The following is an 18956-nucleotide window of genomic DNA, read 5'->3' on the forward strand; positions in this document are numbered from 1 at the left end:
AGTGGGCTAATAACCGGTATTAGCCCTTTTCAATACCAACTAACTAAAAATGCGTATTTACCGCGCCACAGCCAGCAAACTTAAATCCAGATAGTCACCCAGATCAGAGCGCGTCGTCGCAGGATTATCAGCCAGATCATCCAAATGAGGAATCACGCCCAATAAGGGGGCGCTGATCATCTGTGTCAGTGTTGCCATGTATTCAGCTTGTCGCCGCCCCGCGGGGATCACTTCATTAGCGACCCAGCCCACCAGACTCAGCCCCGCCTGCTTAATAGCCAAAGCGGTCAACAATGCATGATTAATGCACCCCAATTTTATCCCAACAACCATAATCACCGGCAATTGTTCTTGTTGCACCCAATCAGCAAAAGTGGCTTGTGAAGAAAGTGGCGTAAACCAGCCACCCGCCCCCTCGACCAGTATCCAGTCAGCGGATTGCTCAAGCTGGCGCAACCCTTCAGATAACACAGACAAATGAATCTCTTGCCCTTCACTTACACTGGCAATATGTGGCGAGGTCGCCTCCAGCAATGTCAGCGGGTTCACCTGTGCATAAGACAATACTTGAGTGCTGTTGGCCTGTAATGCCAGCGCATCACTGTTACGCAAACCATCAGCCGTCATCTGGCTGCCCGAGGCCACCGGTTTATAACCGGCAGTGCGATATCCCTCAAGTGCAGCAGCTTGTAATAATGCACAGCTGGCAACTGTCTTACCGACATCAGTATCTGTGCCGGTGATAAACCAACGTTTAGTCACGATAAATAACCCCATAAACTAAATGGTAACTCAGCGGGAAATAACTGGATTGCCTGTTATAAGCGCACTCTAAGGCCATTAGGCGTTGGCGGCCACTCAACCCAGCCTCACGCCCCTGATGCACATGTGTGGCACCAATGCCCTGTAGCGAACGCATAAGCGCAATGACATTCGGAAATTGTTGCTGATATAACTGCGGTGTCAGAGTGTGTCGGTAATCTTGGCAAGCCGCACTAATATGTTGAAATGGCAGGAAATCATTCACATGCCGCTTGCCATCAACCTGTTGCCATGCCCGCCCCAACTCATCAAGCGAGCCACTCGCCAGTGTTGAAAACAGAATGATTCCCCCACGGCGTGTAACCCGATAAAGTTCAGCCAGCGCCACCGGTAAATCGGCACACCACTGCACCGCCAAGTTGCTAAAACTGATATCAACTGATTGATCTGCTAGCGGAATATTTTCAATATCGGCGAGAAGATAGTCATCGGCGGCCTGGTGTTGGCGGGCGTGCTCCAGCATCCCAGCCGCCAAATCCAATGCAATAACCCGCTTACCGCGCTCGCGCCACAGGCGAGAAAAATGCCCGGTGCCGCAGCCCGCATCCAATACCCTTTGCCCCGGATGCTGCGCGCCGAGGGCCAGCAAGGTATGGCCGGTTTCCCGCTGTAAATCGGCAGCGGTGTCGTAGCTGCCAGCCGCCCGACTAAAAGCTGCGGCAATCGCCGGTTTATTCACTTTTGATTTATTCACTGTCGGCTGATTCACTGCCCGCTTCTTACCCCATACGGGCGGTGCATTCTCAGTGGCAAACGCCATATAGCACCTCCAGCAGCTGGTCGATATCTTCACTTTGATGAGCCGCACTCAGGGTAATGCGCAATCGGGCACCACCAGGGGGAACTGTCGGCGGGCGAATAGCCGTGACCCACAACCCCGCTGCGCGTAGCTGTTCCGCCAATGCCAGGGTCTGCTGATTATCGCCCACCAAGAGCGGCTGGATGGCAGTTTCAGATGCCCCTAATGGCAGCGGTAAATTTGCCGCACCGTGGCGAAATTGCGCAATACGCAGCTGAAGCTGTTGCCGCAAATCATCACCTTGCTGAATACGCAGTAATGCGGCTTGTAACGCACAGGCCTGTGCTGGCGGCATTGCGGTGCTGTAAATCAGGTGACGCGCATATTGCAGCAAATATTCGGCGACAGGTTCCTGACACAATACTGCCGCGCCGCTTAACCCAAACGCCTTGCCAAAAGTGACCACCAATAGCTCGGGTTTCACCCCTTGTAACTGGCAACTGCCCCGCCCCGCGTCACCCCGCACGCCGATACCGTGGGCATCATCCACTAATAACCAGCCCCCTGCCGCCGCAGTGTGTTGGTGTATAGCCGCCAATGGCGCGCTGTCGCCATCCATGCTAAAAACGCCTTCCGTCACCACCAAAGTTTGCCCTGAACACGGCTTATTGAGCAGTTTTTGCAGGGAATCGGGGTGATTATGAGCAAAACGCCGCAGTTGAGCTGGCGAGTGTGCAGCGGCCTCCAGCAAAGAGGCGTGACTGAGTTTATCCGCCAAAATTCGGTCATCGGCGGCAGTTATCGCCGCCAATACCGCCTGATTAGCCGCATAACCGGAGATAAATAACAACGCGCGCGGGTAACCCAGCCAGTCAGCCAATTGCTGTTCCAATTGGGCATGAGGCAAGCTGTAGCCCGTCACATGGCCGGAGCCACCGCTACCCACGCCATAGCGCTGCGCCCCTTGCTGCCAGGCCGCAATCACCGCGGCATCCTGACTCAATCCCAAATAATCATTACTGGAAAAGTTAAGATATTGCCGTGCGCCGGTCTGCAACCAGCGCCCATTAGCGCCGTCATTCATTTGGCGACTGCGATAAGCGGCTGCATCGCGCCGTTGCTGCAAACCCTGCTCTATTTTGTCCTGCCAGCTCATCAGACAGCCGCGTTATAAAATTGAACTGAGTCTTCGGGCGATGAGTCGCCGTGCAATGATTTATCTGATAACAATTGCTCGGTCAAGGCCTGCTGCTGCTCACGATCGCCGTGATGAGTTGCCGTCTGCTGTGGGTTTAGCCCCAACTTACGGAATAACTGCAAATCTTTATCTTCTTCCGGGTTCGGTGTGGTGAGTAGTTTGCAGCCGTAGAAAATGGAGTTAGCACCCGCCATAAAGCACATGGCCTGGGTCTGCTCATTCATCTGCTCACGACCAGCAGAGAGCCGCACATAGGAGGTGGGCATCATGATGCGGGCAATCGCGATAGTGCGAATGAAGTCGAACGCATCCACATCTTCGTTGTTTTCCATTGGCGTGCCTTTCACTTTGACCAGCATGTTGATCGGCACACTTTCCGGCGGTTTCGGCAAATTCGCCAGTTGCACTAACAGCCCTGCCCGGTCACGCACCGTTTCCCCCAGCCCGACAATCCCGCCGGAGCAAACCTTGATGCCGGCATCGCGCACTTCACTAAGAGTATCGAGCCGCTCCTGATAACTGCGGGTGGTGATAATGCTGCCGTAGAATTCCGGCGAGGTATCCAGATTGTGATTGTAATAATCCAGCCCGGCATTGGCCAGCCGATGGGCTTGCTGCTTGTCCAAAGAACCCAGAGTCATACAGGTTTCCATCCCCATCGCCTTAACACCTTCGACCATTTTTTCCAAATAAGGCATATCGCGCTCATGTGGATTTTTCCAGGCCGCCCCCATACAGAAACGGGTTGAACCAGCAGCTTTGGCTTTTTTTGCGGACTCCAGCACTTGCTCGACCTGCATTAATCGCTCACTTTCCAGCCCGGTTTTGTAGCGCGAACTTTGTGGGCAATATTTGCAATCTTCCGGGCAAGCACCGGTTTTAATCGACAACAAGGTACTGACCTGAACCTGGCGCGGATCAAAATGCTGACGATGAATTTGCTGTGCTTCAAACAATAAATCCAACAAAGGTTTTTCAAACAGGGCTTGGGCTTGCCCGACTGTCCAGCGAATATAATTTGCCATTACGGCCTCTCTAAGGAAGAGAAAAAAGTGTCGTCAGTGTAAATAAACTCGATATACTGTCAACCATTCTTACATCAATTTGGTTTACAACAAATCCTCATGACACCTTCTGACCTGGCTTTTGACCAACGCCATATTTGGCACCCCTACACCTCAATGACCGACCCGCTCCCTTGCTATCCAGTGGTGGCGGCTGAGGGCGTTGAGCTACAACTGGCTGATGGTCGGCGGCTGATTGATGGTATGTCGTCATGGTGGGCAGCTATTCATGGATACAACCACCCGGCACTGAATCAGGCGGCACACCAACAGTTGGATAAAATGTCGCATGTGATGTTTGGCGGTATCACCCATCCACCAGCAGTGAAACTCTGCCAACAACTGGTCGCCATGACACCATCGGCGCTGGAATGTGTGTTTTTGGCCGATTCGGGTTCGGTGGCGGTCGAGGTTGCCCTGAAAATGGCATTGCAATACTGGCAAGCAAAAGGGGAGCGGCGGCAGCGGATTTTGACCCTACGCCATGGTTATCATGGCGATACTTTCGGCGCGATGTCAGTGTGTGACCCGCAGAATTCCATGCACAGTTTATATCAAGGTTATTTAGCTGAAAATCTGTTCGCGACCGCGCCACAATGCCGCTTTGATGAGGAGTGGAACCCAGAAGACATCACGGATTTTGCTGCGATGATAGCAAAACACTCTGGTGAGATTGCGGCGGTGATTTTAGAGCCAATAGTGCAAGGCGCGGGCGGGATGCGGATTTACCACCCCAGCTACCTGCGCGAAGTGAGAGCATTGTGCGATCAGCATAAAATTTTGTTAATTGCTGATGAAATCGCCACCGGTTTTGGCCGCACCGGTAAGCTTTTTGCCTGTGAACACGCACAAATCGTGCCGGACATTCTCTGTCTGGGTAAGGCGCTTACAGGCGGATATTTGACTTTATCGGCCACACTAACCACCCGTAAAGTGGCAGAAACCATCAGTAATGGTGATGCCGGGTGCTTTATGCATGGGCCGACATTTATGGCAAACCCGCTGGCTTGCGCGGTGGCCTCGGCTAGTTTGAATTTATTGGCTGAAAATCACTGGCAACAGCAAGTTTCCGCCATAGAAATACAATTGAAACAAGCACTTTCACCATTAGCAGAGCATAAAACAGTGGCTGATGTGCGGGTATTAGGGGCCATCGGGGTAGTGGAAATGAAACAACCGGTTAACGTCGCCCACCTACAACGCGGCTTTGTCAAACACGGCGTGTGGATCCGGCCCTTTGGCAAGCTGATTTACCTGATGCCGCCTTATATTATTTCGTCGGAGGCATTATCTCAACTGACTGATGCAGTGGCTTCTGCGGTGGACAGTGCCAATTAGAAAAATGGCCTTATTGGCGTCATTGTCGCAGTCAGTTTGGATGCGGACAGCGCACAGTAACCGGAGCGTACAAAAAGTACGTGAGGATTACGAGCACTGCCCAAATTCAAAATGGCAAGTAAAATAGCCTATTTCGCCAAAATACTGACCCACATCGGGCCTTTCCCGACCGGATAGCGATTTAGCGTGGTCAGCTCGCCGCTGTTCTGGTCAATACGATACACGGCAATATGATCAGATTTCTGACCAGAAGAGATCAAGAACTGGCCGCTGTGGTCAATATTGAAACCGCGCGGCTGTGCTTCAGTCGGATGATGCCCGACCAAGGCAATTTCTCGCCCATCTTCAGAAACACTGAAAATCCCCAACAAACTGGCGGTACGGTCACTAATATACAAATGACGGCCATTTGGCGTGATATGAATATCAGCTGCCCAACGGGTATCACTAAAACCAACCGGCATGGCATCCAGTGTTTGAATAATCTTATATTCTTGTCCGTTATTACTTATTTGGTATACATCAACCGAGCTATTCAGCTCATTCACACAATAAGCCACCTGCTGATTAGGGTGGAAAGCCATGTGACGCGGGCCAGCACCAGCGGTAACTGTCACACTCGCCTGTGCGTGTGGTGTCAATTTGCCCGCAGCACTCAAATCAAATAAACGCACTTTGTCTTCTTTCAGACAAGGCACCAGCAGGATTTGATTGGTCGGGTCAATATTTGCCGAGTGCGGCGCAGGTAAGTCATCAAGCTGCTGAATGGGTGCCTGTACCACACCATGCTCATCAATGGGGCTGATACTGACACAGTTGAAACTGTAAGAAGCAGAGAACAAGAAACGGCCTTGTAAATCCGTACCAATATGAGTTGGGCTGCCCGGCAGTGGCGCCATACCGGCGGCGGTCAAGGTGCCATCGTCGCCAATATTGTAGCTAACAATACCAAAGTCAGGGCGAACTCCAACATACAGATGGCGCTGGTTGGGGTTGATTGTCATCGGCTGCACCTGGCCCGGTACTTCCACCGTTTGCAGTAAAGTGAGTGCACCGGAGGAATCTAATTGCCAGACATGAATCTGCTGACTGTCTGGGCTTGCCACGTAAACCACTTGCTTCATCTTTACTCCTTAGTCGAACCTGTTGGGCAATGCTATTAACATATTATTTATATCCTAGATAATACAACAGTCCGCCGTCGCGCGGCTCAAAACTTATCCCGCTTATTTTTAACCGATTATGCCCCCCACTCCCAAGCCAGGTTTAATCAGCCTGCTATCCGGTGTACCATCAGAAAATACTATCCAAACATATTATTTATATACTTTTTAATAAAACCGGGACTGCCATGACATACCGTATTATTGCATTGGATCTGGATGGAACACTTCTCGACAGCAAGAAACGCATTTTGCCAGAATCTTTATCCGCACTGGCCCAAGCACGGGCTGAAGGTGTGAAAGTGGTGGTGGTCACTGGCCGCCATCATGTGGCGATTCACCCGTTTTATCAGGCTTTAGCACTAGACACCCCCGCAATTTGCTGTAATGGCACCTATATTTATGATTATAAAGCCAAAAAAGTTTTGGATTCCAATCCATTACAACCCCAGCAGGCGGTTCAGGTATTACAATTGCTGGAACAAAGTGATATCCACGGGTTGATGTATGTCGATGACGCTATGCTCTATCAGCAAACCAGCGGGCATGTGGTTCGTTCCCTGAGTTGGGCCGAGTCATTGCCGGTTGCCCAGCGCCCAACACTGCTGCATGTCGAGAGCTTATTAGATGCTGCCCATAGCGCCAATGCTATCTGGAAATTTGCCACTTCCCATGCCGATATTGAGCAATTAAAAGCATTCGCCAACAAAGTAGAAAATGACATGGGGCTGGCGTGTGAATGGTCGTGGCATGACCAGGTGGATATTGCGCAAGCCGGTAATAGCAAAGGGATGCGCCTGCAACAATGGGTTGAATCTCAAGGTTTGAGCATGAAAGATGTGGTGGCTTTTGGCGATAACTTTAATGATTTAAGCATGCTTGAGACCGCCGGTTTGGGTGTGGCGATGGGCAATAGCGCCGATGCCATCAAACAACGGGCTGATTTGGTGATTGCCGATAACGAACAGCCGGGTATTGCTGCCGTTATCCGCCAGCATGTATTGGCTTAATCATTAAGTCTAAAGACTAAAAAAGCGCCTTGATGATGGGCGCTTTTTTATTTCTTTCATTATCAGTATGTTGAGCTTAATTTTTGCGATTAAACGACACACTTTTTATCTGTGCGTAAACCCACTGACCGGGCTTCAGCCCCAGCTCATCCCGCGCCCATGGTGTAATTCTGGCCCATAACCATTGGTCGCTAACGGCCAGTTTGACATCAATCTGCCCATCAACTTCAAGACACTCGGCTATTTTTACCGGCAAGATATTACGAATACTGCTGTTTTGCGGTGGCTGCAAGACTAATGAAACATCGGCCGCATTAATCCGGATACGCATTGAGTCGCCCTCTTGCGCCTCCAGCTTGCCGACCCACAACCGCTGGTCGCCTAATGCCAATGCCGTCATTGCATAGCGGTCATGATGACCAATGACACTCACCCGCAATATGCTGCTCGGCTCTTCCCGTTGCAGCCATGGGCGCAGTGCGCTACTGGCCCACACTTCCTCCAATCCACCTACCGCCCGAACTTTACCGGCATCCATCACCACCACTTGATCCGCCAGACGCAAAATCTCATCCATACTATGGCTGACATACAATATCGGCGTATTGACGTCTTGCGCCAAGCGCTCCAAATACGGCAATAGCTCACGTTTACGCGGCAAATCCAGCGAAGCCAAGGGTTCATCCATCAGCAGTAGCTCAGGGGCGGTCAGTAATGCACGGCCAATGGCCACCCGCTGTTTTTCGCCACCAGACAGGGTGAGTGGGAAGCGGCCTAATAACGCCTCGATCCCCAGCAAACCGACAATGGTATCAAACTGCCCGCGCATGGACGGGCTCATGCCGTATTGCAAATTGCCCATCACGCGATAATGGGGGAATAAGCGGGCATCCTGAAAGACATACCCCACACGGCGTTTTTCCGGCGGCAGATAAATCCGCTGTTCTGTATCCACTAATACCCGGCCATTGAGCACAACTTTGCCTTGCTGCGGGCGGGTTAGACCGCCAATCACATTGATCAATGAGGTTTTGCCGGCTCCCGACAAACCAAAAATAGCCGTAATCCCTTGCGCCGGTAAATTAGTGGAAACTTGCAGATTCAAATCACCCAATTGTTGAGTGAAATCCAGTTCTAGCATGGTGCCCCCATGCGTTTTTTACCCCAACGAGCCAACCATTCCGACAGCAACAGAGAAACCAGCGACAGAATAATGGCGATAATACACAGCCGCGCAGCCGCAGCTTCAGCACCGGGTGTTTCAATTAAGGTGTACATTGCCAATGGAATGGTGCGGGTTTCGCCGGGGATATTGGAAACAAAGGTGATGGTCGCGCCAAACTCCCCCAGTGAACGGGCAAAAGACAATACTGTGCCAGCAATGACGCCCGGTAAAGATAGCGGCAGTGTAATGGTGAAAAACACCCGCCACGGATTTGCCCCGAGGGTACGTGCAGCCAGCTCCAGGCGGGTATCGACCGCTTCCAGCGCCAGTCGGATGGCCCTGACCATCAACGGGAAAGCGACCACCGCCGAGGCCAACGCCGCACCGCGCCAACTGAAACTGAAATTGATGCCAAACCAGCTATAGAGCCATTCGCCAATAAAACCGCGCCGACCCATGCTTATCAACAGCAAATAACCAATCACCACTGGCGGTAGCACCAGTGGCAAGTGAATCACGCTGTCTAACAAGGACTTACCGGGAAAGCGGCAGCGCACTAAAATCCATGCCATTAAAATACCTAATGGCAAACTGAACACCACGGCAACACCAGACACCTTCAGGCTCAGAATGATGGCCTGCCACTCATACTCGCTCAGAATAGCCATATATATAATCAACCTATTGAATTTTATGTTATTTATAATTATAAATTATACTTTTTATCCGGTTGGTTATCCGGTTTATTTTTCACTGCTAGAGTTTGAGTGTATCCACCAGTGCAAATCATTATAAAAGGATGGGGATTGAAGTGAAGAAGTAAATATTTAGTATCTTATCGATCGGTGTCCGTAAAAACAGATTGAATTCTCTTTTCATTTTACTGTACATTTAAACAGTAAAATAGCGAGGTGATACCATGGCAATAAATCATAAAGATGAGTTTACCGGGATGCGGGAGCTGACTTCTTTTGATACAGCTCACAGCGCCTTTGGTGAGTTCATTATCATGCGTTCGTCATTCACTGATACTCTCACCGGATTCAGACAGATTGAACCAGAGCATTACCCAGACCAACAAGTCATGATTCGTTTGGATGCCGCCAAAAAGCTGATTAGAGAACTACAGAAGCGAGTGGACTATATCGAGTCTGGTATTGAGGATGTTAATACCAAAACCCGCTATCACAGCTGAGGAAAAAAATATGCTACGTGTTGAAGTGACCATAGATAAGCTGAATATTAAAAAATTCCCCGTTGGGTACTCTGATGCTCTAACGGAAGAACTGGATAAACGACTCAGTAGGAAGTTTGGCGATGTCGATGTGAAAGTCAGATTTGCGGGTGCCGATGGACTAACAGTTCTTGGCGGGGCTAGCGAGGATAAAAAGACAGTGGAAGAGATTTTGCAAGAAACGTGGGAAAGCGCTGACGATTGGTTTCAGCCGTGATCTCCCATCTGGCCGGTGACATACCGGCTATACTCCCCTGATATATCCCCAGTATTTATGTTACAACTTATTCGATCTATGATGCTTAAGGAAAATTAAGGGGTTGTATCCGGAATATTTAATTGTTCGCCTGACCCAGATCTAGCCCTACCCTAACAAGGATCTCGGAGTGGTAATGAAAGAGTATATAGTTCCCATAATATTAACATTAGCCGCAATTGCTGCTCTTTCAGGGATGGTGGTATTTACCATCGCGTTATTTGGTGATGGTGTGAAGATTGGCGATATGACTTTATATTTCAGCTAGCACACTGCTAGCCCATAGAGGGGTGGGTAAAAGTAAGTAAATAATTAATTTAATACAAATAGTTATATACAGCGATAAATAAATTTGATCGTCGTATATAAAATGTTTAACATATTGCACCTGTTTTCCAGTTGCTATACTGTGTCTGAAGGATATACTTTGCATGAGTAGGAGCAAAAAACTTAGGGATAGGCTTTTCTCTCTACCTAAAGACTTTACGTGGGATGAGTTAGTCACCCTAATGAAACAGTATGGGTTCAGCACACTAAATGGCTCTGGTTCAAAAAGAAAATTTATAAATGAAAATAAACGCATAGTGGCTCTTCACTGTCCACATCCAGGTAACATTGTGAAGGCCTATGTCCTCAAAGAAGTTAAAATTTTGCTAGAAGAGTTAGAAGCTCATGAGTAACATGCTGAAATATAAAGGATTCTATGGTAGCGTTGAATTTTCCATTGAAGATATGGTTCTTTATGGAAAGATTGAATGTATCAATGACTTAGTAACATATGAAGCTGCTGATTTGCCTGGGTTGAAATCTGCTTTTGAGGAGGCTGTGGATGATTACATTGAAACTTGCGCTATTGTGGGAAAAACCCCAGAAAAGCCAATGAGTGGTTCTTTTAATATAAGAATTGGTGAAGATCTTCATAAAAAAGCATATCTAGCGGCTAAAGATGCGGGTATTTCGCTGAATGAAATAGTTAAAAACTCAATAGAAGAGAAGTTGGTTGGTAAGAAAGAATTTCATTTTCATATTGAGCGACGCTCTGAAGAGTCTAGAGATGCATTTGGCTATGTTAAAAGATCAAGTGAATCAGCCAAATGGGTTGGCACAGTAGAAAAAGGGACGCATCACTAATGCTTGATAAAATCATATTCAAAGGCTTCGAGGTTACCTCATCAGAATATAATGAGTATAAAGATGCTGAGGGTGGGAAGTTTAGGGTTTTATTCGACCATTATAAGTTACTGCAAGATGCAGATGATGATGGTAACAGGGAAATTATAATAGAAGCAGCGCCCTCAATAAATGGCTACAGTGAAGACGGGGAAGATGAAGACGATTTGGCATTCAAAGTTAAAATAGCCCTTCGGTTGTATTTTGACTTTGAATCAGATAGAGACATGACTGAGGATGAGTGCTCTAAAAATTCTTGGTTCTTCGATAATTTCGTATCAATAGCCACGAAGTTAACTGTTGAATCAACTCTAAAACATACTTCAATAAAATCAATTGAACTTCCTTGGTCTAGGCCTAAAAAATAATACCTAACCCGGCCCCGCTGCCGGGTTTTATTACTTCCTAGCCAATGCTTCCACCACAGCCTTCATCGCCTCTTCTGTAATCTCTGAGCGCTTTATCTTTTTATTAGCTAATGATGTCCTCAATACTCCCGCAATGACCACATGCTTTGGCTCCTGACCAAGATCACGCATCTCAAGCACCACCTTTCCTACTACTCGGCACATTTCGTTATATAGCGAGTCTGAATCTTTTGTGCTCATAGCAGCTCCCATCTGAATTTCACCCAACTTAGCACGATTAGCGACGTTTTAGCTCAAGAACGATGAGAATAGACCGGGCAATTAAGCCCGGTCTGTATTTTACTCATGCGGTGGTTCAGGCCACTCAGGTTTTGAAGCATCAACTTTAGTCAGCTCATAACGATATTTTTGCCACGCAGTTAACCGCGGAATATCTTCATCATCAATATAACCACCGTCTTTTGCATCACGCATCGGATCAATGACCTCAGATGCATGTGCAATAAGCTCTGCCTTTTTATGCTGAGCCAACAAAATAAGCTCCTCGGGCGTTGGCGGTGGGTTGGTAATCAGCATCGCCTCTTCTTCTGTAATAGATGTCAGGCCCTTTTTAATAAACTCATCTGCGCAATCATCTTCATACGCGTACACATCATTTTTCCGGTCTTTGTAGTATTTCATTATCTCAGCTCCTTCCAAATCCCAATGGTTCCGGCAGCAGTGACACGGTATGTATCGCCCGGCACAACGATAAATGTTGCATTGTGCTGTATGTACTCAGAACCCCCACCGCGTGGATAAGCAATTGTGCCAGCAGACCCAGTCTGACAATTTAACGCTGAATTTGGCCCGTAGTCTGTTGTGACAGATATCATGATCGGCTTACCGGTATTGTTCGTGTACCAAGTGCCGGACACGCGACCAGACAGGACATCTGTCCATGCCTGACTGACGCCAAATTTAGAATATCTGGCGTCAAAATTTGCGTAATCGCTGGGCGTTACTGACCCATTAACTCTGAGTGATTTTGTAATATAAGCATCATCACCGAGCTGAAAGCTAACTCCCGTTTTATAGTTATTAAGGTCTACTCTTGAATTATCACTAAGCGCGTTTCCTAGATACCATCGAGGGATTGTTGGCGACACTCCAGAAATGCCTTGTATATAAAGCGTTTCGCTGTCATCTGGTGCTATCAGTGCCAAACCTCGCCCGCCCGTATTAATACTGAGCGCATTGGTCAGTGTTCCGCCCGAGGTTGGCAGCGCCCCAACATCCGTCGCGCCAATTGATATATTCGCGGTTCCATCGAATGACTTACCCGCTATCATTCGCGCATTAGCCAGCTTTGTTGCAGAAACAGCGGTGCCATTAGACGGCAATGCTCCAACATCCCCCGCCCCAATAGATATGTTTGCTGTGCCGTCAAATGACTTACCCGCAATAGTGCGTGGTGTAGCAAGCTTTGTCGCAGCAGCGGCGGTGCCATTTGCCGGTAACGCCCCAAGATTTGTTAACGCTGTTGTTTTATTCGCAACATCATTTAGATTTTCCGTTTTCTGTAGCGCACCAGCAGCAGTGGCGGCGGTATCTGTTAACCCGAGGTTGGCAATTGCAGCTGCTACTGCGCTTGGCCCGGCGGCTTTGATTTCACTCAGATTGTTTTTTATCTTTAGAAACTCGCCTTTATCGACCAATGTCGATATCGCCTTTGCTACCTGATCGAACTTCTCACTATCAGGTGTAATGCCTGCGGCAACCAAAATATTAATTAACTCACGCTGAATAGTATTAAACCATTCGGCCGGTAATATTGTCGGCGGCACACCACCTGCGACATTACCGTCGGTAAACTCACCGTTACTGTCGGCGCGTGTATTGGGAATACTTCCAATTTTTTGCATAGAAAATCCTCGCCGGTGAGGCGCTTAAAAATGATTAAAGGGTTATTAACTAACTAACGTAGCCGAATTTAAGAATGGTATGAGATGGGTTTAATACTGTTAATCGGCATTCAAGTTGTTTATTACCCCATGTCCTCAGCGGGTCGCGGCAATAAGTTAAGCCACTCTGCGCATAATTAATGGTGGTTTCGGGGGAAGTAATCAGCCAGGTAAAAGGCCATTCCTCACCGTTTATAGCGTCACCACAAACCGCCATGCCCGTACAAGCTTGCCGGTATTGAGTTATTGAGATGGTATAACCCAGAGCAGCCGCCACTCGTATAAAATAGTCAACAGACTGTCCACCAATGCCAAACAATTTTGAAACCACTGCCCGCTGGCGCTGGATCATGCTGTCGATTTCACCGATAGCACAGAGATCAGGTAACCCAAGCGTTGCCTCCCACTCGAGTAACATTGCGGTCGCTGTTGAGGGAAAAGCCGCATCGAGCAGATCACGGGCATCCTCATCACTGCGCTGATAAGACCTTGCCAATGCCCGTAACGTGCTGGTTTGAACCCCACTTGATATTTTGGGCCAAACTAAACCCCCCGGCATCAGTGATTGAAGAGCAGCAGTATATTCATTAACAGAATATCGACTCATAAGTAGGTCACCGATCCCCGGATAGGTAATTTTCCGGTTTCAAGCTGAATATTTGTTGTGGGAGACGTCAGAATAAAACCACTGGTATTGGCAACATCTCCGATGGCCAGCAGCAGTGATGACAGTAAGATTTTGCCGCCAGGCTCACCCTCAGTAAAAAACACCTCATCGATTGCGGCATTTATTGCCGCTGTTGTTTCGCTGTTCGCCGTAGAAATACCGCTGATAACAAAATTGACCGGCGCGGCAACGGGCGCACAGACATAGATAATGGCGATAATGGGTTGTAAGGGATAAACAAAATCAGCCACTCGCCCCTGGTCGCCGGTCGCTTTCACCGCGCCCCATTCTTCAAACTGAGAGATTCCGTCTGTCCCAACCGGAAAACCCCCGGAATTATTGCCATCGCACATGATATAAATACCGACCGTGCCCACCCCCTGTAAACGGCGCTTTACCCACACGCGAGTAATGCCGGGGACTGACAAGGCCCAACCGCGATAATCGGTATCATTGCCACCTTGCGGAGTATTTTGATAAGCCAGCAGCATGCGAGAACGAAAAGCATCTTCAGATTCAATATCAGCACCGCCAGATATCTTAACTATTGCGGTGGCCATCGACACAACCCCATCAATGGCTACATCCAATGTCAGAGACGTTCCTGCATCGGCATTCCCCGCAATACCGCCCCCTGTGGTGTCATCCAATACGCTTGGCAGAACCGCCGTGATTGAGCCAGTGGCGGGACCACCAGCGCCCAGAGTGACCTCATGATCGAGGCGATATTGATAACCATCGGCCCGATTTAAAAGGCTCCCAGCGGCAATCACACGACCTGTAGTGCCACTAAATTCGACGGTAGGACAGGTGGCGGGATTGGCTGGCTTGCGAAACACATCTTTCAACGCGGCCCACGCGGCAAGATATTCATCAGTGGCATTATAAGGGGTGGCTTGCTGAGCAATATAATCCAGATAGCCGTAATGCAAATGCGCCATACCGGCATCAGCATCACTGATCACCCCGATATTTGAAAACCGTAATAGATTACCGCCCGTTTTCAGTTCTGACTGGATATACGAGAGATTACGCTGTCGCAATTCGCTTAATGTGGGTCGATTAAATGGCATGAATTAAGCCTCCCATACCCATGAAAATTTAACAGAAGCCTGTGTTTTGGCCGGTTGTTGGTAACTGATGAGCAGATTGAGGCGGTTAGGGTAAATTATCTGAGCATTGGCACTGATGGCAGTCACTACACCATCATTAATTAACCAGGCTAACGCTTCAGCGGCATAGTCTTCAGCCTTTAACGCAACTTTCGTCGTGAGTTTTTCCCGGCGAAGCAACCACAACCGGCTACCGATCGGATATTCCGATCCGGTATCACCCCACCAGCCCCGGCGGTCATCACTATCAATGGCATCATCAGAGCGGGCCAGCCGGTCAGTGAATAAACTAATCAAAATAGCGGTTTCTAAATCATTGCCATCAAGTAGCCCACCGCCGCCGGTTTGCCAGTCGCCCAGTAATTTATCAACCTCCCAAACGGTTTTAATATCGGTCGTCATTTCACCACCTTACCCGTCACTTCACTGGTTAATGTCGCGCTACCACCCTGCACATTTTTAAGCTGATGATTATGGGCGTTATAAGCTTCACGCAAGTTTTTCAGTGTGGTGCTATTGCTGCCCGCGTTATCAACGATATCGCCGCTGACCTCCAGTAACGGCGTATTTAGCCGTACTTTTACTGCGGCGTTAACCGTCACCTCTGTGGCATTATTGACCGTGACCGGCTGGCCATTGGCTTCAATAATAATGCCGGTTTCCGTTAGCTTGATGTATTGTCCCCACTGCGAGTAAATCACCGTCTCACCCGAATTTAGCCCGACATGACGGAATGACTGATGGTTTGAGCCAATAATGACCGCGCTTGACCGGTCGCCGCCCAGAAAACCAATCACCACATCAGTGCCAGCGGGTAACCCGGACGAAAAACCGAACTCGGCCAGTCTCGGGGTGTCATCACGAACTTCCAGCGGAGTTTGATATTGAATGGTTTGAACTGAACCACCATCATTACTGCCTGTCACCCGCCCCACCCCGATCATCATTTTTATTTGCCGGTATAACTTGGCCAGTTGCCCCAATTCACTCATCACTGATTCATCTCCATAAGATTGGAATAAAACTGATACGGTTGAACGGTAAAGGCTTCGGGAGGCATGAGAACCATTTGGGCGGCGGTGCCGTGGTCGTCTTTGAGATACGTCACTTCTGACAACAGCCAGAGTTCATCTTTTAGACCAAAAATAGGCAAATCAATCGGGATCAACGTATTGGGTTCCCATAGTTTCCCGTCTTTATCACGCCAACTATCGACCGTGACCAGCAGTTCTTTTGAACGCCCGAACCGGCGGTTCATTTCCCAGTCGATGCACTGCTGTGCCAGTTTTAGCGCTTTCATGGTGCTTTCAACAATGATAATGCGGTTGCGATAACGCATTTTGGCGGCTTCTGGGTCGCGACTCCGGGCCAACGTAACAGATCCATATCCGGCGTCCTGTACTTGTTCCTGAAGCTGACTAACAGACATCGAAACGCCAATGTAATCAGAAAATCGCTGATCCATTCCCGAGTTATAAGCGGCGTCTTCTATATTGATGCCTTGTGCCACGCCGCTGGCGGCTTTGCGCGTTCCCACGCGGGTCAGATATAAGTTTCCATCCGGCTGGTCGTAATACAGTAGCGCCGCCCAGCGCGTGATCCGGTCAATAATTTCCTGAGATGATTCACCCCAATTCAATGTGAATTGAGGGACAATATCCAACTCAGTGATATCAGTAGAAACAGTAATGCCGTAGGGCTGCGCCAACCGTTGGGCTATCTGTAGCGCGGTCGATTGGCTGATAACATTGTTTGGCCACTCGGCGGAGCAATCAACCAAGTCCTGGCACTTGCTCCGCCCCGTCGCCCTGACTTCGCGGCGATTACGGCTGATCATCGGTGCCCAGCGGTCGATATATCCGGTTAGAACAACGTCATCACCCAGATTAACCACACAAGGGTCGCCCGGATTGACCCACTGCTGATTGTCACTGCCCGGATACATATCCATCAAAGACAGACTGAAATCACTGGGCAACCGCTCAATGCTGCGAGTGACACGGATATTGTCCCAGCCGGAAATCAGTTTATTGTTAATACGCAGCGTCAAATCATCACTCATGAGTTCAACGCCTTAAATCGAATGGGCATAAATGCCGGATGAACTGGTTTTGCCATTTTCACCAGGGCATCGCCGCGACGCGCATCCTGATAAATTCGATTAGCCAGATTAAGCGCAGGTAATGACCTGTTAAAGCTGACGACCCCGACGCGGGATAAGTTCGCCCCCGTCTGTTGTAACAAAGTAACAATAGAACCCCGTAACTCTGTTAATGCCTGGTACACCTCATCATTGCCGCTATCAGCGGCAGAAAGAGCCGCACTATCAACTACATCACAAACCCGCGTCAGTATATCGACCGCATCGTCATAACTTTCTGGTTGATATTGAGAGGCAGCAAAAACCAGCGCGCCGGCGCATAACACAACAATGAGTTGATAACTGGCGGCGGCAATATTGCGGTCGCCGGCTACGGGCCGAAAAGTGTCATCATTAATGACCGTTAATTCTTGCATCATACGGATCACGTCCAGTGTGCTTGCGCCGCTGGATAATATGGCGTTAACCACGGCTAACGCCGCGTTTGCATGCCCCTCAACAGTAGTTGCCGCAACTAATGCATTTGTAGCAGCAATGACAGATGCGCGTCCCTCGACTGAAACCGCCATTCTTTGGCCCACCAGTGCGGCAAGGTCCGTTGTATCACTCTGTGTGCTAACCGATGCCGTGGCCCCTGAGACGCTCCCGCCAACTGTGCCGTGGTTAAAGCGGCCATAGCGATCACGTCCGAGAGTTGAACGGAGCACATTCCCAAGATTCGTCGCTTCGCTGGTCGTGGAACTCACCATATTGGCCCAGAATGCCGCCGTGCTTTTCAACGTTTTAATCATCTGAGTAACGGAACGGATCTCCCCTTTAACCGTAGCAATAAACGTAGCAACGTTTTTTGTGGCCAGACCAAACCATGACGACTGAATCGACGAAACCGCATCTGCCGAACTTGTGACAGAAAAAACCCGTAAGCCAGACTCAATGATGGTCAGTGTGAATTCAAAAACACGTCCCGACTCTGCCCCCTCGTTCAGACGAAGACCGCTTTCGGGGATGCTTACCGTCATTTCCCCTAGAGTGGGATGCACTAACGTTCCGGCATCAGGCATTTCACAAGCGGCGATCAAAGAGTCACGCTGGGTCATGACATCCGGAGCGTTATAAAGACCACTACTCTGAATAAGAAAGCCACGGATGGTCAGGCGACGAGTGGCGCGACCCAAATCTTCGACCCAGGCGGTGTCTCGATACGGATATTCATGAATAGCCTGGCGGCGACCAAACACGCCCTCGGCAGTCATTACCGCAAAGGGCACACCTCGGAATGATGCTGGGTGCAAGTGTTCTGACCATTGCCAGCTATCACCGCTTGACCCCAACAAATTTGAAAGAGCACTGCTAATCAGTGACATTTATGCCCCCTGAAAGTAAAAAACCCCGCCAGAGCGCTGAGGGATCCCCACTAATTCAGCGCTAATAAACCAACACCATACTTCGGTAGGTTTTGGCGAGGTGATTAAGAACTGCATCCAGTGCTGTTCGCGTTAAAATTAGCGGAGAGTGTCGCAAGATATTCTCCGCTAATGTCAGATAAGATATAACCCGTCGTGACTTAAGGCTGTTAGCCTGATACCTCAGATGTAACCCTTTATTT

General features: G+C 49.1%; 24 protein-coding genes and 2 pseudogenes. 8 read left to right on the forward strand and 18 right to left on the reverse strand.

Going from position 1 to position 18956, the window contains the following annotated elements; translation table 11 throughout:
* Window positions 1-57 precede the first annotated feature (57 nt).
* The 4 genes from bioD to bioB are packed head-to-tail and all read right to left on the reverse strand — an operon-like array spanning window position 58 to window position 3784.
* Window positions 58-762, reverse strand: a complete 705-nt coding sequence (gene bioD, locus OVO64_RS11485; RefSeq protein ID WP_050291431.1) for a dethiobiotin synthase — start codon at window positions 760-762, stop codon at window positions 58-60.
* Window positions 755-1582 (reverse strand): malonyl-ACP O-methyltransferase BioC, encoded by an 828-nt coding sequence (bioC, locus tag OVO64_RS11490; protein WP_038634563.1) that lies wholly within the window; start codon window positions 1580-1582, stop codon window positions 755-757. The genes bioD and bioC overlap by 8 nt, the downstream gene beginning before the upstream one ends.
* Window positions 1566-2717 carry an 8-amino-7-oxononanoate synthase gene (bioF, locus tag OVO64_RS11495; RefSeq protein ID WP_050291432.1) on the reverse strand — a complete coding sequence of 384 codons (1152 nt, stop codon included), beginning with the start codon at window positions 2715-2717 and terminating at the stop codon, window positions 1566-1568. Before bioF ends, bioC begins: the two co-directional genes overlap by 17 nt.
* Window positions 2717-3784 carry a biotin synthase BioB gene (gene bioB, locus OVO64_RS11500; RefSeq protein ID WP_267248774.1) on the reverse strand — a complete coding sequence of 356 codons (1068 nt, stop codon included), beginning with the start codon at window positions 3782-3784 and terminating at the stop codon, window positions 2717-2719. Before bioB ends, bioF begins: the two co-directional genes overlap by 1 nt.
* Window positions 3785-3883: 99 nt before the next feature.
* On the opposite strand from bioB, the gene bioA reads away from it, so the two are divergent.
* Window positions 3884-5161 (forward strand): adenosylmethionine--8-amino-7-oxononanoate transaminase, encoded by a 1278-nt coding sequence (gene bioA / locus OVO64_RS11505; protein WP_038634572.1) that lies wholly within the window; start codon window positions 3884-3886, stop codon window positions 5159-5161.
* 128 nt (window positions 5162-5289) lie between these two features.
* On the opposite strand, the gene pgl is transcribed toward bioA, so the two are convergent.
* Window positions 5290-6285, reverse strand: a complete 996-nt coding sequence (gene pgl / locus OVO64_RS11510; RefSeq protein ID WP_038634574.1) for a 6-phosphogluconolactonase — start codon at window positions 6283-6285, stop codon at window positions 5290-5292.
* A gap of 227 nt (window positions 6286-6512) precedes the next feature.
* Between pgl and OVO64_RS11515 the strand changes: the two genes are divergently transcribed.
* The gene (locus tag OVO64_RS11515; RefSeq protein ID WP_038634576.1) at window positions 6513-7334 is read left to right on the forward strand and encodes a pyridoxal phosphatase; all 822 of its coding nucleotides are present in this window, start codon (window positions 6513-6515) and stop codon (window positions 7332-7334) included.
* 76 nt (window positions 7335-7410) lie between these two features.
* Here the strand turns inward: OVO64_RS11515 and modC are convergent, their stop codons facing one another.
* Both modC and modB read right to left on the reverse strand, forming a co-directional pair.
* On the reverse strand, window positions 7411-8475 hold the full coding sequence (gene modC / locus OVO64_RS11520) for a molybdenum ABC transporter ATP-binding protein ModC (RefSeq protein WP_038634577.1): 1065 nt from the start codon (window positions 8473-8475) through the stop codon (window positions 7411-7413).
* Window positions 8469-9167: a molybdate ABC transporter permease subunit gene (gene modB / locus OVO64_RS11525; RefSeq protein ID WP_267248775.1), complete on the reverse strand. Its 699-nt coding sequence runs from the start codon at window positions 9165-9167 to the stop codon at window positions 8469-8471. The genes modC and modB overlap by 7 nt, the downstream gene beginning before the upstream one ends.
* Window positions 9168-9418: 251 nt before the next feature.
* Between modB and OVO64_RS11530 the strand changes: the two genes are divergently transcribed.
* The 6 genes from OVO64_RS11530 to OVO64_RS11555 all read left to right on the forward strand — a co-directional run bounded on the left by OVO64_RS11530 (window position 9419) and on the right by OVO64_RS11555 (window position 11527).
* The gene (locus tag OVO64_RS11530) at window positions 9419-9694 is read left to right on the forward strand and encodes a hypothetical protein (protein ID WP_267248776.1); all 276 of its coding nucleotides are present in this window, start codon (window positions 9419-9421) and stop codon (window positions 9692-9694) included.
* Window positions 9695-9704: 10 nt separating this feature from the next.
* On the forward strand, window positions 9705-9950 hold the full coding sequence (locus OVO64_RS11535) for a DinI-like family protein (RefSeq protein ID WP_267248777.1): 246 nt from the start codon (window positions 9705-9707) through the stop codon (window positions 9948-9950).
* A gap of 175 nt (window positions 9951-10125) precedes the next feature.
* Window positions 10126-10257, forward strand: coding sequence for a hypothetical protein (locus OVO64_RS11540; RefSeq protein WP_267248778.1), 132 nt, complete (start codon window positions 10126-10128; stop codon window positions 10255-10257).
* Window positions 10258-10420: 163 nt separating this feature from the next.
* Window positions 10421-10669, forward strand: a complete 249-nt coding sequence (locus OVO64_RS11545; RefSeq protein WP_057643890.1) for a type II toxin-antitoxin system HicA family toxin — start codon at window positions 10421-10423, stop codon at window positions 10667-10669.
* A complete protein-coding gene (locus OVO64_RS11550; protein WP_145601659.1) occupies window positions 10662-11120 on the forward strand; it encodes a type II toxin-antitoxin system HicB family antitoxin in 459 nt (152 codons plus the stop codon). The genes OVO64_RS11545 and OVO64_RS11550 overlap by 8 nt, the downstream gene beginning before the upstream one ends.
* Window positions 11120-11527 carry a hypothetical protein gene (locus tag OVO64_RS11555; protein ID WP_057643885.1) on the forward strand — a complete coding sequence of 136 codons (408 nt, stop codon included), beginning with the start codon at window positions 11120-11122 and terminating at the stop codon, window positions 11525-11527. The genes OVO64_RS11550 and OVO64_RS11555 overlap by 1 nt, the downstream gene beginning before the upstream one ends.
* A gap of 30 nt (window positions 11528-11557) precedes the next feature.
* Here the strand turns inward: OVO64_RS11555 and fumD are convergent, their stop codons facing one another.
* The 11 genes and pseudogenes from fumD to OVO64_RS11605 form a co-directional block, all read right to left on the reverse strand.
* Window positions 11558-11767 carry a fumarate hydratase FumD gene (gene fumD, locus OVO64_RS11560; RefSeq protein ID WP_267248779.1) on the reverse strand — a complete coding sequence of 70 codons (210 nt, stop codon included), beginning with the start codon at window positions 11765-11767 and terminating at the stop codon, window positions 11558-11560.
* Window positions 11768-11866: 99 nt separating this feature from the next.
* Window positions 11867-12208, reverse strand: coding sequence for a tail fiber assembly protein (locus OVO64_RS11565; RefSeq protein ID WP_267248780.1), 342 nt, complete (start codon window positions 12206-12208; stop codon window positions 11867-11869).
* Window positions 12208-12858: a hypothetical protein gene (locus OVO64_RS20515; RefSeq protein WP_323744684.1), complete on the reverse strand. Its 651-nt coding sequence runs from the start codon at window positions 12856-12858 to the stop codon at window positions 12208-12210. The genes OVO64_RS11565 and OVO64_RS20515 overlap by 1 nt, the downstream gene beginning before the upstream one ends.
* Before the next feature lie 237 nt (window positions 12859-13095).
* A pseudogene (locus OVO64_RS20520) lies at window positions 13096-13431 on the reverse strand (phage tail protein); the annotation flags it as partial.
* Between the two features lie 49 nt (window positions 13432-13480).
* A complete protein-coding gene (locus OVO64_RS11575; RefSeq protein ID WP_267248782.1) occupies window positions 13481-14077 on the reverse strand; it encodes a YmfQ family protein in 597 nt (198 codons plus the stop codon).
* A complete protein-coding gene (locus OVO64_RS11580; protein ID WP_267248783.1) occupies window positions 14074-15210 on the reverse strand; it encodes a baseplate J/gp47 family protein in 1137 nt (378 codons plus the stop codon). The genes OVO64_RS11575 and OVO64_RS11580 overlap by 4 nt, the downstream gene beginning before the upstream one ends.
* Before the next feature lie 3 nt (window positions 15211-15213).
* A complete protein-coding gene (locus tag OVO64_RS11585; RefSeq protein ID WP_267248784.1) occupies window positions 15214-15651 on the reverse strand; it encodes a phage GP46 family protein in 438 nt (145 codons plus the stop codon).
* The gene (locus tag OVO64_RS11590; protein ID WP_267248789.1) at window positions 15648-16241 is read right to left on the reverse strand and encodes a phage baseplate assembly protein domain-containing protein; all 594 of its coding nucleotides are present in this window, start codon (window positions 16239-16241) and stop codon (window positions 15648-15650) included. The genes OVO64_RS11585 and OVO64_RS11590 overlap by 4 nt, the downstream gene beginning before the upstream one ends.
* Entirely contained in the window at window positions 16241-17311 is a 1071-nt protein-coding gene (locus tag OVO64_RS11595; RefSeq protein WP_267248785.1) for a phage baseplate assembly protein, read from the reverse strand. The genes OVO64_RS11590 and OVO64_RS11595 overlap by 1 nt, the downstream gene beginning before the upstream one ends.
* Window positions 17308-18714: a DNA circularization protein gene (locus OVO64_RS11600; protein ID WP_267248786.1), complete on the reverse strand. Its 1407-nt coding sequence runs from the start codon at window positions 18712-18714 to the stop codon at window positions 17308-17310. Before OVO64_RS11600 ends, OVO64_RS11595 begins: the two co-directional genes overlap by 4 nt.
* Before the next feature lie 61 nt (window positions 18715-18775).
* Window positions 18776-18956: pseudogene (locus tag OVO64_RS11605) on the reverse strand (IS4/IS5 family transposase); the annotation flags it as partial.

Source organism: Yersinia sp. Marseille-Q5920 (assembly GCF_946902935.1).
GTDB lineage: Bacteria > Pseudomonadota > Gammaproteobacteria > Enterobacterales > Enterobacteriaceae > Yersinia > Yersinia rochesterensis.